This is a genomic window from Pseudomonas sp. SORGH_AS_0199, assembly GCF_031453735.1.
GTDB classification, from domain to species: Bacteria; Pseudomonadota; Gammaproteobacteria; order Pseudomonadales; family Pseudomonadaceae; genus Chryseomonas; species Chryseomonas aestiva.
Genome location: NZ_JAVJAE010000001.1, coordinates 4,310,414 through 4,322,889 on the forward strand (window position 1 = coordinate 4,310,414; position 12,476 = coordinate 4,322,889).

A 12,476-nucleotide genomic window follows, 5' to 3' on the forward strand; every position below is an offset into this window, starting at 1 on the left:
TTTCAGCTGCGCGCGATGAGTGCGGCATCCGCTTCGGCCTTTTCGGCCGCCTTGCGGCGGATGAGCCCTTCCAGCTCGTCCACCAGATTGTCGTTGTTCAGCTTGGAGGCCGGCTTGCCGTCGATGTACACCAGGTTGTTCGGCGACCCCCCGGTCAGGCCGACGTGGGCCTCCTTGGCTTCGCCGGGGCCGTTGACCACGCAGCCGATCACCGCGACGTCCAGGGGGACCAGCAGGTCCTCCAGGCGCCCTTCCAGCTCGTTCATGGTCTTGACCACATCGAAGTTCTGCCGCGAGCAGCTCGGGCAGGCGATGAAGTTGATGCCCCGCGAACGCAGGCGGAGGGATTTCAGGATGTCGAAACCGACCTTGATCTCCTCGACCGGATCGGCCGCGAGCGAGATGCGGATGGTGTCGCCGATGCCTTCGGCCAAGAGCATGCCCAGACCCACGGCGGATTTCACCGTACCCGAGCGCAGGCCACCGGCTTCGGTGATGCCCAGGTGCAGCGGCTGCTCGATGCGGGTGGCCAGCTGGCGATAGGCGGCCACGGCCATGAAGACGTCACTGGCCTTCACGCTCACCTTGAAGTCCGGATAGTCCAGCTTCTCCAGGTGGTCGACGTGGCGCATGGCCGACTCCACCAGGGCTTCCGGGGTGGGCTCGCCGTACTTCTTCTGCAGGTCCTTTTCCAGCGAACCGGCGTTGACGCCGATGCGGATCGGGATGCCGCGCTCGCGGGCCGCGTCGACCACCGCCCTGACCCGGTCTTCGCGACCGATGTTGCCCGGGTTGATGCGCAGGCAGTCCACACCCAGCTCGGCGACGCGCAGGGCGATCTTGTAGTCGAAGTGGATGTCGGCCACCAGCGGCAGGCTGACCCGCTGCTTGATGCGACCGAAGGCTTCGGCGGCGTCCATGTCGGGCACCGAGATGCGCACGATGTCGGCACCGGCGTCCTGCAGGCGCTGGACCTGGGCCACGGTGGCATCGACGTCGCAGGTTTCGGTGTTGGTCATGCTCTGCACGGCGATGGGGGCATCGCCGCCGACCGGCACCGAGCCGACCCAGATCTTGCGGGACAACCGACGTTTGATGGGCGATTCGCTATGCATGCTGGTTTCCCATGGGGTCGCCGGACGTCATTGTCCGGCCTGACCGAGTTTGATGCGGGCGGTCTCGCCCTTGGTGTAGGGCGCGAGGTCGACGACCTGGCCGTTGTAGGAGATCTGGGCACCGCGGGCGAAACCGAGACGGATGTTCACCGGTGCCTTGATCGAGGCGTAATCCAGGCTCTCGCCGCCCTTCTTCACGCCACTGAAGAGGATCTTGCCGGTACCGTCGCTGACCTGCGTCCAGCAACTGGCGGTGAACCGGATGTTCAGGCTGTCGCTGCCGGCGACGGGCGCCGCGGCAGGCGCGCTGGCCGGCGCGGCAGGGGCGGCAGCGGTGGGCGCCGTGGGAGCAGGCGTGGTCGAACCCGTTACCGGGGCCGGGGTGGGCGCTGCGGTAGGTGCCGTCATGGCGGCGACGGCATTGGCATCCGGCATCGGCGTGCCCACCGGGGAAGGCACGGTGGTCGCCGGCTGCTGGGCGGCGACCGGGGGCTGTTCTTCCGGCTCGTCGATGGGATGGATCTCGGTCTTGCCGTCGGCACCCTCGACCTCGACATGCTCCATGCTCACGGCACTGGCGCTGGAGGCCTGGCGACTGCGCTCCTGCCACCAGAACAGGCCCATGGCGATGATCAGCACCACCAGGATGAAACTGACGAACCTCAGGACATTGCGCGACAGCCGCACCGGCTCGTCGAGACGCCCCAGGCTGTGCACGGTGCTGCCCTTGGCATCGGTGCCGGTATAGCCGTCGAAGGTACGCACCAGCTCGATCTGGTCCAGGCCGAGCAGCTTGCCATAGGCCTTGGTGTAGCCGCGGGCAAAGGTGTGCCCCGGCATCTGCTGATAGTTGCCGGACTCGAGCTGCTCGATGATGCGCTCGCTGAGATTGAGATTCTGAGCGACCTGGGCCTGGCTCCAGCCAAGCTCCAGCCGCTTCTGACGCAAGATCTCACCGGGATTGCCCCGTCCGGCGTGTACCGCTTCGGATTGCACTGCGGTCATTTCTGCTCCGACTGAAGTTGACGATATTCAGGTGAGTTCGGGTAGAGGCGCTTCAGCTGCAGAGCGTAACTCGCGGCGGTGTTGCGATCATTGAACACCTCGGCAAGACGGATCCCGAGCAGCAGGCTGCGGGCATCCTGGGGGCTTAGCTGGCTGAAGGCCTGGTAATAGCTCCGGGACGGCACGTAATCGCGCGTCTGGTAGGCCAATTGAGCCAATTCGAACAGGGCCCTGGGCTGATTGCGATCCAGCCGCAGGGATTTTTCCAGATTTTCCTTGCCCAAGTCGACCTGATTGAGTCGCAGGGCGGTCAGGCCGAGATTCTCGAACACCCGGGCGCGCTCCGGATAGAGGCTGTCCTCGGCGGCCTGGGTAAAGCGTTCGTAGGCATCCTTGTAGCGCCCCTGCTCATAGAGGAAGCTGCCGTAGTTGTTGAGGATGCGGGCATCGTGGGGCCGCTCGCGCAGGGCCAGGCGGTATTCCTGATCGGCCAGGTCGGTTTCGCCCTGGGCCTGGAACACCAGTCCGAGCGCGGCATGGGCGTCGGCGCTGGACGAATCCAGCTCCAGGGCCTTCTTCAGCGGCACCTTGGCCTGTTCGGTATTGCCCTGCTGGACATAGCCGAGGCCGAGCTGGATATAGGCATCACGGGCCTGCATCCGTCCCTGGCGGGTATCCATGGGGTTGCGATCACCCTCGGTCACGCAGCCGGCGAGGCCACCGACCAGCAGGGCGAGCGCGACAGCCGCAAAGCGCGTGATCGCCATGGTCGCGCCCTCAGCCCTGGAGCGGCGTTACGGTTTCGGCACCGTCGAGCTGGCGAACGGCGATATAGCGCTGGCTGCGGCGGGTGCGGTCCATGACCTGCCCCACCAGCTGGCCACAGGCGGCATCGATGTCGTCACCGCGGGTGGTCCGTACCGTGACGTTGAAACCGGCCTGCACCAGCAGCTCTTGGAACCGGCGGGTGGCGTTCTTGCTCGGCCGCTCGTACCCGGAGTGCGGGAAGGGATTGAAGGGAATCAGGTTGATCTTGCAGGGTACGTTGCGCAGCAGCTCGATCATCTGCAGCGCGTGCTCGGGCAGGTCGTTGACGTCCTTGAGCAGGGTGTACTCGATGGTCAGGACGCGCTTCTCGCCCAGTTGCCGGATGTATCTCTGGCAGGCGTCGAGCAGCATGGCCAGCGGATACTTGCGGTTGATCGGCACCAGCTCGTTGCGCAACTCGTCGTTGGGCGCGTGCAGCGACAGTGCCAGGGAGACGTCGATGTGCTTGGCCAGCTCTTCGATCATCGGCACCACGCCCGAGGTCGACAGGGTGACCTTGCGCTTGGAGATGCCGTAGCCGAGGTCGTCCATCATGATGCGCATGGCGGCGACGACGTTGTCGAAGTTCAGCAGCGGCTCGCCCATGCCCATCATCACCACGTTGGTGATGGCGCGGTCGATCTTGGCCGGTACGCTGCCAAAGGACTTGTTGGCGATCCACACCTGACCGATCACCTCGGCGGCGGTGAGGTTGCTGTTGAAGCCCTGCTTGCCGGTGGAGCAGAAGCTGCAGTCCAGCGCGCAACCGGCCTGGGACGACACGCACAGGGTGCCGCGGCCATTCTGCGGGATGTAGACGGTCTCGACGCAGCTGCCGGAGGCGACGCGGATCACCCACTTGCGGGTGCCGTCGCGGGAGATGTCTTCGCTGACGATCTCGGGGCCACGGATTTCCGCGGCGGCCTTGAGCTTTTCCTTGAGCGCCTTGCCCAGGTTGCTCATGGCGTCGAAATCGTCGATGCCGAAGTGATGGATCCACTTCATGACCTGGCCGGCGCGAAAGCGCTTCTCCCCGATGGACTCGAAGAACGACTCGAGTTGCGGCTGGGTCAGGCCCAGCAGATTGACCTTATCGGTGGCTGTGGTCATGGGATCACCTCGACGAAATCTGTTTGAAACCCGCGCAAGGCGCGGGCGGTGCCAGGAAGGCGGGCTGGCCGCTTCCCTGGCCGGCGCTCATCCTTAGCGGACGCGCTCGCAGACTTCGGTGGCTGCGAAGAAGTAGGAGATCTCGCGAGCGGCGGACGCTTCCGAGTCCGAACCGTGGACGGCGTTCTCGTCGATGGAGACGGCGAAGTCGGCGCGGATGGTACCGGCGTCGGCCTTCTTGGGATCGGTGGCGCCCATCAGCTCACGGTTCTTGGCGATGGCGTTGTCGCCTTCCAGCACCTGGACCACGACCGGACCGGAGGTCATGAAGGAGACCAGATCCTTGAAGAAGGGACGCTCTTTGTGTTCGGCGTAGAAGCCACCGGCTTCGCGCTCGGACAGCTGGACCATCTTGGCAGCGACGACGCGCAGGCCAGCCTTCTCGAAGCGGGTGACGATCTCACCGACGACATTCTTGGATACGGCATCGGGCTTGATGATCGACAGGGTACGTTGAACAGACATGTGAACTCCGAATGTGGGAATAGAGCAAAAACGAAACCCGCGGATTATACGCGGGTCCCGGTGAAAAGCGTAGCGCGGTACGGGCGATGCGTCAGGCGGACTCTTCGATCCAGGCGGCCTGGATGGCCTCCAGCACCTTCTCGCCACCCCGCTGGGGATCGTCGTCGAACTCCGGCAGCTCCACGACCCAGTTGCGCAACTTGACGAAATTCACGTAGCGCGGATCCACGTCGGGATGGGTGTCGTTGAGTTCGATGGCGATATCCAGCACATCGGTCCATTTCAGTGCCATGACAGCTGTCCTCAGTGACCTTCGGAAACCTGGTTGATGGTGTAGCGCGGAATCTCCACCACCAGGTCTTCGCTGCCTACTACCGCCTGGCAGGACAGGCGCGAACGCATCTCCAGACCCCAGGCCTTGTCCAGCATGTCGTCTTCGAGCTCATCCGAGGGCGCGAGGGAATCGAAGCCTTCCTGGACGACCACGTGGCAGGTGGTGCAGGCACAGGACATCTCGCAGGCGTGCTCGATGTCGATGCCGTTGCGCATGGCCGCGGCGATGATGGTTTCGCCTTCGCTGGCTTCGAAGACCGCCCCCTCGGGGCAGTGCTCGGCGTGGGGCAGCAGGGTGATCTGCGGCATGATGGAACTACTCCTCGATATCGTTGAGACGACGACCCGCCAGGGCCGCCTTGACCGAGGCGTTCATCCGCCGGGCGGCGAAGGCATCGGTTACGTGAGAAAGACGCTTGGTCTGGTCTTCGAGCGCCTGGAGGTCGGTGGCGTCCAGCAGCTCGGCCAACTGACCGATTTCCAGCTCGATCACCTGACGCTCCTCGGCGTCCAGCAGACGCTCGCCGTCGGCGGCCAGCGCGGCGGTGACCGCCTCGATCAGCCGCCGGGCCTCGACCTGCTGCTCGCGCAGCGCGCGGGCCTGCATGTCGTCACCGGCATGACGGAAGGAGTCCTGCAGCATGTTGGCGATCTCGCCATCGGTCAGGCCGTAGGACGGCTTGACCTGGACGCTGGCTTCCACGCCACTGGACAGCTCGCGGGCGCTGACGCCGAGCAGGCCGTCGGCATCGACCTGGAAGGTGACGCGGATCTTGGCGGCACCGGCGACCATGGGCGGGAAACCGCGCAATTCGAAACGGGCCAGGGAGCGGGCGTCCTTGACCAGTTCGCGCTCGCCCTGCAGCACATGCACCAGCATGGCGGTCTGGCCGTCGCGATAGGTGGTGAAGTCCTGGCCCCGCGCCACCGGAATGGTGGTGTTGCGCGGAATGATCTTCTCCATCAGGCCGCCCATGGTCTCGAGTCCCAGGGACAGCGGGATGACGTCCAGCAGCAGCAATTCTTCGCCAGCGCGGTTGCCGGCCAGGGAATCGGCCTGCAGGGCGGCCCCGATGGCGACCACGCGATCCGGATCGATGTCGGTGAGCGGGGTGCAGTCGAACAGCTCGCCCACGGCTTCACGGACATAGGGCACGCGGGTGGAACCGCCGACCATGACCACGGCGGCGATGTCCGCCGGTTCCACTTCCGCATCGCGCAGGGCGCGGCGACAGGCCTTGAGGCTGCGCGCGACCAGCGGCGCGATGAGTTCCTGGAAGGTGCTGCGTTCCAGCACGCCCGACCAGTCGCCATGACCGACCTCGACGCGCTCGGCAGCGGACAGGGCTTCCTTGGCGGCGCAGGCACTCTGCAGCAGGCGCCGCTGGGTGCCCGGATCCAGATCGCTGGACAGCCCGGCCTGCTGGACGATCCAGCTGGCGATGGCGTGATCGAAGTCGTCACCGCCCAGGGCGCTGTCGCCACCGGTGGCCATGACCTCGAAGACACCGCGGGTCAGGCGCAGGATGGAGATATCGAAGGTACCGCCGCCCAGGTCGTAGATGGCGACCACGCCCTCCTCGCCCCGGTCCAGACCATAGGCCACGGCGGCCGCGGTAGGCTCGTTGAGCAGGCGCAGGACATTCAGGCCGGCAAAGCGGGCGGCGTCCTTGGTGGCCTGGCGCTGGGCATCGTCGAAATAGGCCGGCACGGTGATGACCGCACCGACCAGTTCGCCACCCAGGGTCGCCTCGGCCCGCTCGCGCAGCACCCGCAGGATGTCGGCGGAGACCTCCACCGGACTCTTGCGCCCGGCAGCGGTATCGATGAAGGGCATTTCCGATTCACCGGCGACGAAGCGATAGGGCAACTGCTCGCCCAGTTGCTTGACGTCGGCGATGCCACGCCCCATGAGGCGCTTGACGGAAAGGATAGTGTTGAAGGGATCCTGGGCGGCAGCGGCCTTGGCGCCCGCCCCCACTTCCACGCCAGCGGCGGTGTAGCGCACGGCGGACGGCAGGATCACCTCGCCCTGCAGATCGGGCAGGGTCTCGGCCACGCCACTGCGGACGGCGGCCACGAGGGAATTGGTGGTGCCCAGATCGATACCCACCGCCAGCTTGCGCTGGTGCGGCTTGGGCGCCATTCCGGGTTCGGCTATCTGCAATAGAGCCATTGGCTAGTCGGCTTATGGTTGTCGGTGCCTGAGCGACACCTGTGATTAATCGTCCAGACGCTCTTCGAGCTGGCGGATTTCGCTGGCCAGCTTGTCGAGAAACTGCATGCGACGGACCAGGCGCTCGGCAGGCTCACGCTGGGCGGGGTCCTGCCAGATCGCGGCGAAGGCCTGTTCGATGTCGCGCTGCGCATCCTTGAGCCGCTGGCGAAAGGCGGGGATGCCCGCGTTGTCGCCCGCGTCCTGCAGGTCCTCCAGTTCCTCGCGCCACTGCAATTGCTGCATGAGGAAGTCGGTGTCCTGGATGGTCGCTTCGAGCGGCATCTCGTGCCCTTCGAGCTCCAGCAGATAGCGCGCGCGGCGCGACGGGGCGCGCAGCACGTGATAGGCCTCGTTGAGCTCGGCCGAGCGCTCCAGCGCCTGGCGACGCTCACGCTCCGGCGCATCGGCGAACCGATCCGGATGGACCGTGCGCGCCAGATCGCGGTAACGCGAGGCCAGGCCCGCCTGGTCGATCTCGAAGGCGGGCCTGATCTCGAACAGCGCGAAGTGACAGGGCTTACCCATGGCCGGCCTCAGATGTTGAAGCTTTCGCCGCAGCCACACTCGCCACGCACGTTGGGATTGTTGAACTTGAAGCCCTCGTTGAGGCCTTCACGCACGAAATCCAGCTCGGTGCCGTCCAGGTAGACCAGGCTCTTGGGGTCGATGATGACCTTGACGCCATGGCTCTCGAACACCTGGTCCTCGTGCGCGAATTCATCGACGAATTCGAGCACGTAGGCCAGTCCCGAGCAGCCCGTGGTACGAACGCCCAGGCGGATGCCCTCCCCCTTGCCGCGCCCCTCGAGGGAACGCTGCACGTGGCGGGCGGCGGACTCGGTCATGCTGATCGCCATGGTTCCTCCTTAGAGCAGGCCTTTCTTCTGCTTGTAGTCGCTGACCGCCGCCTTGATGGCGTCTTCGGCGAGTACCGAGCAGTGGATCTTCACCGGCGGCAGAGCCAGTTCTTCGGCGATCATGCTGTTCTTGATCGACGCCGCTTCCTCGATGCTCTTGCCCTTCATCCACTCGGTGGCCAGGGAGCTGGACGCGATGGCGGAGCCACAGCCATAGGTCTTGAACTTGGCGTCTTCGATGATGCCCTGCTCGTTGACCTTGATCTGCAAGCGCATCACGTCGCCGCAGGCCGGGGCGCCGACCATGCCGGTGCCGACATCGGGATCGGCCGCGTCGAACTTGCCGACGTTGCGCGGATTTTCGTAGTGGTCGATGACCTTTTCACTGTATGCCATGGTTCAATCCTCGCTTATCAGGGTGGGTCAGTGGGCTTGCCACTCGACCTGACTCAGGTCTACGCCTTCTTTGAACATGTCCCACAGCGGAGACAATTCGCGCAACTTGTTGACGGCTTCGGTGACCTTGCTCGCGGCGTAGTCAACGTCTTCTTCGGTGGTGAAGCGACCGAAGGTGAAGCGAATGGAGCTGTGCGCCAGCTCGTCGTTGCGGCCCAGGGCGCGCAGGACGTAGGACGGCTCCAGGGACGCCGAGGTACAGGCCGAACCGGACGAGACCGCCAGATCCTTGAGCGCCATGATCAGCGACTCGCCTTCGACGTAGTTGAAGCTCAGGTTCAGGTTGTGCGGCACACGATGGATCAGGCTGCCGTTCAGGTAGACCTCTTCCAGGCCTTCGAACTGCCGGTAGAAGCGATCGCTCAGTGCCTTGATGCGGGTATTTTCCTGGACCATCTCTTCCTTGGCGATGCGGAAGGCTTCGCCCATGCCGACGATCTGGTGGGTCGCCAGGGTACCCGAACGCATGCCACGCTCATGGCCCCCACCGTGGGTCTGGGCCTCGATACGCACACGCGGCTTGCGACGGACGTAGAGGGCGCCAATGCCCTTGGGACCGTAGGTCTTGTGCGCCGAGAAGGACATCATATCGACCTTGAGCTTTTCCAGATCGATCTCGACCTTGCCGGTGGACTGGGCCGCGTCGACGTGGAAGAGCACGCCACGGGAGCGAGTCAGCTCGCCGATGGCGGCGATGTCGTTGACGGTACCGATCTCGTTGTTGACGTGCATGATGGACACCAGGGTGGTGTCGTCACGCAGGGCCGCCTCGACCATGTCGGGGGTGATCAGGCCATCTTCGCCCGGCTCGAGATAGGTGACCTCGAAGCCTTCGCGCTCGAGCTGGCGGGTGGTGTCCAACACCGCCTTGTGCTCGATCTTGGAGGTGATCAGGTGCTTGCCCTTGTTCTGGTAGAAGTGCGCGGCGCCCTTGATGGCGAGGTTGTCGGACTCGGTGGCACCGGAGGTCCAGACGATCTCGCGCGGGTCGGCGTTGACCAGTTCGGCCACCTGACGACGGGCGTTTTCCACGGCTTCCTCGGCCTTCCAGCCGAACAGGTGGGAGCGCGATGCGGGGTTGCCAAAGTTGCCGTCCACCAGCAGGCACTCGCTCATCTTCTGAGCGACGCGCGGATCGACGGGCGTGGTGGCGGAATAGTCTAGGTAGATCGGCAATTTCATCGGTTACTCCTAATCAGACGGGCGTCTCTGCTCAGTCGATGGTGGACGCTTCGATTTTTTCGACCGCTAAGGGCGATTGCTTGCTGGCACAGGCCTTGGTGTCCTGACGCTTGGCCACCTGCTGGATCTCGTTGCGGGCGACCAGGTCGGCCAGGGTGATGCCACTCAAAAAGGTGTGGATCTGATCGCTCAGGTCGCACCAGAGGTGGTGGGTCAGGCAGGTATCACCCTGGTGACAGCCCCCACCGCCCTGACAGCGGGTGGCATCCACGGATTCGTTGACGGCATCGATCACCTGGGCCACATGGATACCGCCCATGTCGCGCGCCAGCTGATAGCCGCCGCCGGGGCCGCGTACGCTGTTGACCAGCGCACCGCGGCGCAGCCGGGCAAACAGCTGCTCCAGATAGGACAGCGAAATGCCCTGCCGCTCGGAAATGTCGGCCAGCGACACCGGGCCCCGCTGGGCGTGCAGCGCCAGGTCGAGCATGGCGGTTACGGCATAGCGGCCTTTTGGTGGTCAGTCTCATGACGAACTCGAGCGGGTTGCATCGGATGACTTCGATTATCGGATTCCCGACAAAAAAGGTCAACTATAAAACCAACCAAATCACTCAGGCATTATCTATCGGCGGGATAGTCCGCGGGTGGGATTCACCGCGGGCGGCCTTCTGGGTTTCGGTCAGGATGCCACGCAGGATATTCATCTCCAGCTTGCTGATGCCGGCCCGGCCATAGAGGCGCCGCAAGCGACTCATCAGGTGGCGCGGCTTGGCCGGATCGAGGAAGCCGATCTCCACCAGGGTCTGCTCCAGGTGCTCGTAATAGAGCTCCAGCTCTTCCACCGTCACCGGCTGGGTGTTAAGCATGGCGGTGGCCTCGACCTTGTTCATCTTGGTCGGCTGGTTCTGCGCCGCCAGCCAGGCCATGCGCACCTCGTACACCAGCACCTGGACCGCCGCAGCGAGATTGAGGGAGCCGAACGCCGGATCGGAGGGGATGTGCACGTGGTAGTGGCAGCGCTGCAACTCTTCGTTGGTCAGGCCGGCATACTCGCGCCCGAATACCAGGGCCACCTCGCCGCCCTGCTCCACCTGGGCCAGGGAGGTGGTCGCGCATTCCCGCGGATCGAGCAGCGGCCAGGGGATGCGGCGGTCGCGGGCACTGGTGCCCAGCACCAGGCTGCAGCCGGTCAGGGCTTCTTCCAGGGTGTCGACCACAATGGCGGCGTCGAGCACGTCATTGGCCCCGGAGGCGCGGGCATTGGCCTCGCCACTGGGAAAGTCCTCGGGATCGACCAGATAGAGGCGCGACAGGCCCATGTTCTTCATTGCCCGGGCGGCACCGCCGATGTTGCCGGGATGGCTGGTATTGACCAGAACGACGCGGATGTTATTCAGCACGTGGCTATCCTCGAGCGGACGCGGGAAATCGGCGCCGTATACTACGCCCACACGCGCCCGCTGGCCACGAATACCCCTTCCAGCGCCGCGAAGTCTGCTATCATTGCCGGCTTTCCTTATACAACCCAGGTGATTTATCCATGCAGCCCATGCTGAACATCGCACTGCGCGCGGCCCGCAGCGCCGGTGAACTGATTTTCCGTTCGATTGAGCGCCTGGACGTGATCGCCGTCGATGAAAAAGGCGCCAACGACTTCGTCTCCGAAGTCGACCGAGCCGCCGAGCAGACCATCCTCGCCACCCTGCGCAAGGCCTACCCCACCCATGGTTTCTACGGTGAGGAATCCGGCTACCTGGCGGGCGAAGGCGAAGGCGCCGACTACGTCTGGGTCGTCGATCCGCTGGATGGCACCACCAACTTCCTCCGTGGCGTCCCGCACTTCTCGGTAAGCATCGCCTGCAAGTACAAGGGCCGCCTGGAACACGCCGTGGTGCTGGATCCAGTGCGCCAGGAAGAATTCACCGCCAGCCGTGGCCGCGGCGCCGCCCTGAACGGCCGGCGCATCCGCGTCACCAATCGGCGCAGCCTGGAAGGCGCCCTGCTGGGTACCGGCTTCCCCTTCCGCGCCAATGACGTCGACCACCTGGACAACTACCTGGGCATGTTCCGCAGCCTGATCGGCCAGACCGCCGGCATCCGCCGCGCCGGTTCCGCCGCGCTGGACTTGGCCTATGTCGCCGCCGGTCGTTTCGACGCCTTCTGGGAAATGGGACTGTCGGAATGGGACATGGCCGCAGGCGCTCTGCTGGTCCAGGAAGCCGGTGGCCTGATCGGTGACTTCAATGGCGGCCACGACTTCCTCGAGAAGGGCCACATCGTCGCCGGCAACCCCAAGTGCTTCCGTGGCCTGCTGACGCAGATCCAGCCGCACCTGCCGGCCTCGCTCAAGCGCTGAGTTCACCTGGCTTACGAAAAAGCCCCTGCCGGCAGCGCCGACAGGGGCTTTTTCCTGCCTGCCGCAGCGAGACTCCGCGGCAGGCCGTCAGGGCTCACTTGACCACTTTCAGACTCGGCCGCGCCGGTGCCGGCTTGGGTGCCTCGGGCTTGCTGCCGCCGCTGTCGGGACCCTGGTCATCCGGCGGGGTGGGCTCGCTGTCGAAGACCATGCCCTGGCCGTTCTCGCGGGCATAGATGGCCAGGATGGCGCCGATCGGGACATAGAGGTTGTAGGCCACGCCGCCGAAGCGACCGTTGAAGCTCACGGCTTCGTTGTCCATGTGCAGGTCACGCACGGCACTGGGCGAGGCGTTCAGCACGATCTGGCCGTCGTTGGCATAGCCCGGCGGCACGCGCACCTCGGCGTAGTCGGCATTGACCAGCAGATGGGGCGTGCAGTCGTTGTCCACGATCCACTCGTAGAGCGCGCGGACCAGGTAGGGGCGACTGGAATTCATGGGGTTCTCC

At 64.9% G+C, this 12,476-nt stretch carries 15 protein-coding genes and 1 pseudogene; 1 reads left to right on the forward strand and 15 read right to left on the reverse strand.

Annotated features, from left to right (window positions below):
- Window positions 1-2: 2 nt before the first annotated feature.
- From ispG to trmJ, 14 genes and pseudogenes are all read right to left on the reverse strand, one after another.
- Window positions 3-1,115 (reverse strand): flavodoxin-dependent (E)-4-hydroxy-3-methylbut-2-enyl-diphosphate synthase, encoded by a 1,113-nt coding sequence (ispG, locus tag QE444_RS20180; RefSeq protein ID WP_133862762.1) that lies wholly within the window; start codon window positions 1,113-1,115, stop codon window positions 3-5.
- Between the two features lie 27 nt (window positions 1,116-1,142).
- Complete coding sequence (locus QE444_RS20185; protein ID WP_133862763.1) at window positions 1,143-2,120, reverse strand: helix-turn-helix domain-containing protein; 978 nt, start codon at window positions 2,118-2,120, stop codon at window positions 1,143-1,145.
- Window positions 2,117-2,887, reverse strand: coding sequence for a type IV pilus biogenesis/stability protein PilW (pilW, locus tag QE444_RS20190; RefSeq protein WP_133862764.1), 771 nt, complete (start codon window positions 2,885-2,887; stop codon window positions 2,117-2,119). Before pilW ends, QE444_RS20185 begins: the two co-directional genes overlap by 4 nt.
- Window positions 2,888-2,897: 10 nt before the next feature.
- Window positions 2,898-4,037 carry a 23S rRNA (adenine(2503)-C(2))-methyltransferase RlmN gene (gene rlmN, locus QE444_RS20195; protein WP_273862940.1) on the reverse strand — a complete coding sequence of 380 codons (1,140 nt, stop codon included), beginning with the start codon at window positions 4,035-4,037 and terminating at the stop codon, window positions 2,898-2,900.
- Window positions 4,038-4,130: 93 nt separating this feature from the next.
- Window positions 4,131-4,562 (reverse strand): nucleoside-diphosphate kinase, encoded by a 432-nt coding sequence (gene ndk / locus QE444_RS20200; RefSeq protein ID WP_158892855.1) that lies wholly within the window; start codon window positions 4,560-4,562, stop codon window positions 4,131-4,133.
- A gap of 91 nt (window positions 4,563-4,653) precedes the next feature.
- Window positions 4,654-4,854, reverse strand: a complete 201-nt coding sequence (gene iscX / locus QE444_RS20205; RefSeq protein ID WP_133862767.1) for a Fe-S cluster assembly protein IscX — start codon at window positions 4,852-4,854, stop codon at window positions 4,654-4,656.
- 11 nt (window positions 4,855-4,865) lie between these two features.
- On the reverse strand, window positions 4,866-5,204 hold the full coding sequence (gene fdx, locus QE444_RS20210; protein WP_133862768.1) for an ISC system 2Fe-2S type ferredoxin: 339 nt from the start codon (window positions 5,202-5,204) through the stop codon (window positions 4,866-4,868).
- Window positions 5,205-5,211: 7 nt separating this feature from the next.
- Window positions 5,212-7,071 (reverse strand): Fe-S protein assembly chaperone HscA, encoded by a 1,860-nt coding sequence (hscA, locus tag QE444_RS20215; RefSeq protein WP_187980096.1) that lies wholly within the window; start codon window positions 7,069-7,071, stop codon window positions 5,212-5,214.
- A gap of 45 nt (window positions 7,072-7,116) precedes the next feature.
- Window positions 7,117-7,638, reverse strand: coding sequence for a co-chaperone HscB (hscB, locus tag QE444_RS20220; RefSeq protein WP_309741320.1), 522 nt, complete (start codon window positions 7,636-7,638; stop codon window positions 7,117-7,119).
- A gap of 8 nt (window positions 7,639-7,646) precedes the next feature.
- Window positions 7,647-7,970, reverse strand: coding sequence for an iron-sulfur cluster assembly protein IscA (gene iscA / locus QE444_RS20225; protein ID WP_133862771.1), 324 nt, complete (start codon window positions 7,968-7,970; stop codon window positions 7,647-7,649).
- Between the two features lie 9 nt (window positions 7,971-7,979).
- A complete protein-coding gene (iscU, locus tag QE444_RS20230; protein WP_007162419.1) occupies window positions 7,980-8,366 on the reverse strand; it encodes a Fe-S cluster assembly scaffold IscU in 387 nt (128 codons plus the stop codon).
- Between the two features lie 27 nt (window positions 8,367-8,393).
- A complete protein-coding gene (locus QE444_RS20235; RefSeq protein WP_309741325.1) occupies window positions 8,394-9,608 on the reverse strand; it encodes an IscS subfamily cysteine desulfurase in 1,215 nt (404 codons plus the stop codon).
- Between the two features lie 31 nt (window positions 9,609-9,639).
- Window positions 9,640-10,138 (reverse strand): annotated as a pseudogene (iscR, locus tag QE444_RS20240) (Fe-S cluster assembly transcriptional regulator IscR).
- Window positions 10,139-10,222: 84 nt separating this feature from the next.
- Window positions 10,223-11,011: a tRNA (cytosine(32)/uridine(32)-2'-O)-methyltransferase TrmJ gene (gene trmJ / locus QE444_RS20245; RefSeq protein WP_027598346.1), complete on the reverse strand. Its 789-nt coding sequence runs from the start codon at window positions 11,009-11,011 to the stop codon at window positions 10,223-10,225.
- Between the two features lie 140 nt (window positions 11,012-11,151).
- Between trmJ and suhB the strand changes: the two genes are divergently transcribed.
- On the forward strand, window positions 11,152-11,967 hold the full coding sequence (gene suhB, locus QE444_RS20250; RefSeq protein WP_133862774.1) for an inositol-phosphate phosphatase: 816 nt from the start codon (window positions 11,152-11,154) through the stop codon (window positions 11,965-11,967).
- Window positions 11,968-12,061: 94 nt separating this feature from the next.
- Here the strand turns inward: suhB and QE444_RS20255 are convergent, their stop codons facing one another.
- A complete protein-coding gene (locus tag QE444_RS20255) occupies window positions 12,062-12,466 on the reverse strand; it encodes a ClpXP protease specificity-enhancing factor (protein ID WP_133862775.1) in 405 nt (134 codons plus the stop codon).
- Window positions 12,467-12,476 lie beyond the last annotated feature (10 nt).

Excerpts from the sequence above, each read along its gene's own strand:
- ispG (WP_133862762.1), bottom strand. The coding sequence starts at position 1,115 with ATGCATAGCGAATCGCCCATCAAACGTCGGTTGTCCCGCAAGATCTGG.
- QE444_RS20185 (WP_133862763.1), bottom strand. The coding sequence starts at position 2,120 with ATGACCGCAGTGCAATCCGAAGCGGTACACGCCGGACGGGGCAATCCC.
- pilW (WP_133862764.1), bottom strand. The coding sequence starts at position 2,887 with ATGGCGATCACGCGCTTTGCGGCTGTCGCGCTCGCCCTGCTGGTCGGT.
- rlmN (WP_273862940.1), bottom strand. The coding sequence starts at position 4,037 with ATGACCACAGCCACCGATAAGGTCAATCTGCTGGGCCTGACCCAGCCG.
- ndk (WP_158892855.1), bottom strand. The coding sequence starts at position 4,562 with ATGTCTGTTCAACGTACCCTGTCGATCATCAAGCCCGATGCCGTATCC.
- iscX (WP_133862767.1), bottom strand. The coding sequence starts at position 4,854 with ATGGCACTGAAATGGACCGATGTGCTGGATATCGCCATCGAACTCAAC.
- fdx (WP_133862768.1), bottom strand. The coding sequence starts at position 5,204 with ATGCCGCAGATCACCCTGCTGCCCCACGCCGAGCACTGCCCCGAGGGG.
- hscA (WP_187980096.1), bottom strand. The coding sequence starts at position 7,071 with ATGGCTCTATTGCAGATAGCCGAACCCGGAATGGCGCCCAAGCCGCAC.
- hscB (WP_309741320.1), bottom strand. The coding sequence starts at position 7,638 with ATGGGTAAGCCCTGTCACTTCGCGCTGTTCGAGATCAGGCCCGCCTTC.
- iscA (WP_133862771.1), bottom strand. The coding sequence starts at position 7,970 with ATGGCGATCAGCATGACCGAGTCCGCCGCCCGCCACGTGCAGCGTTCC.
- iscU (WP_007162419.1), bottom strand. The coding sequence starts at position 8,366 with ATGGCATACAGTGAAAAGGTCATCGACCACTACGAAAATCCGCGCAAC.
- QE444_RS20235 (WP_309741325.1), bottom strand. The coding sequence starts at position 9,608 with ATGAAATTGCCGATCTACCTAGACTATTCCGCCACCACGCCCGTCGAT.
- suhB (WP_133862774.1), top strand. The coding sequence starts at position 11,152 with ATGCAGCCCATGCTGAACATCGCACTGCGCGCGGCCCGCAGCGCCGGT.
- QE444_RS20255 (WP_133862775.1), bottom strand. The coding sequence starts at position 12,466 with ATGAATTCCAGTCGCCCCTACCTGGTCCGCGCGCTCTACGAGTGGATC.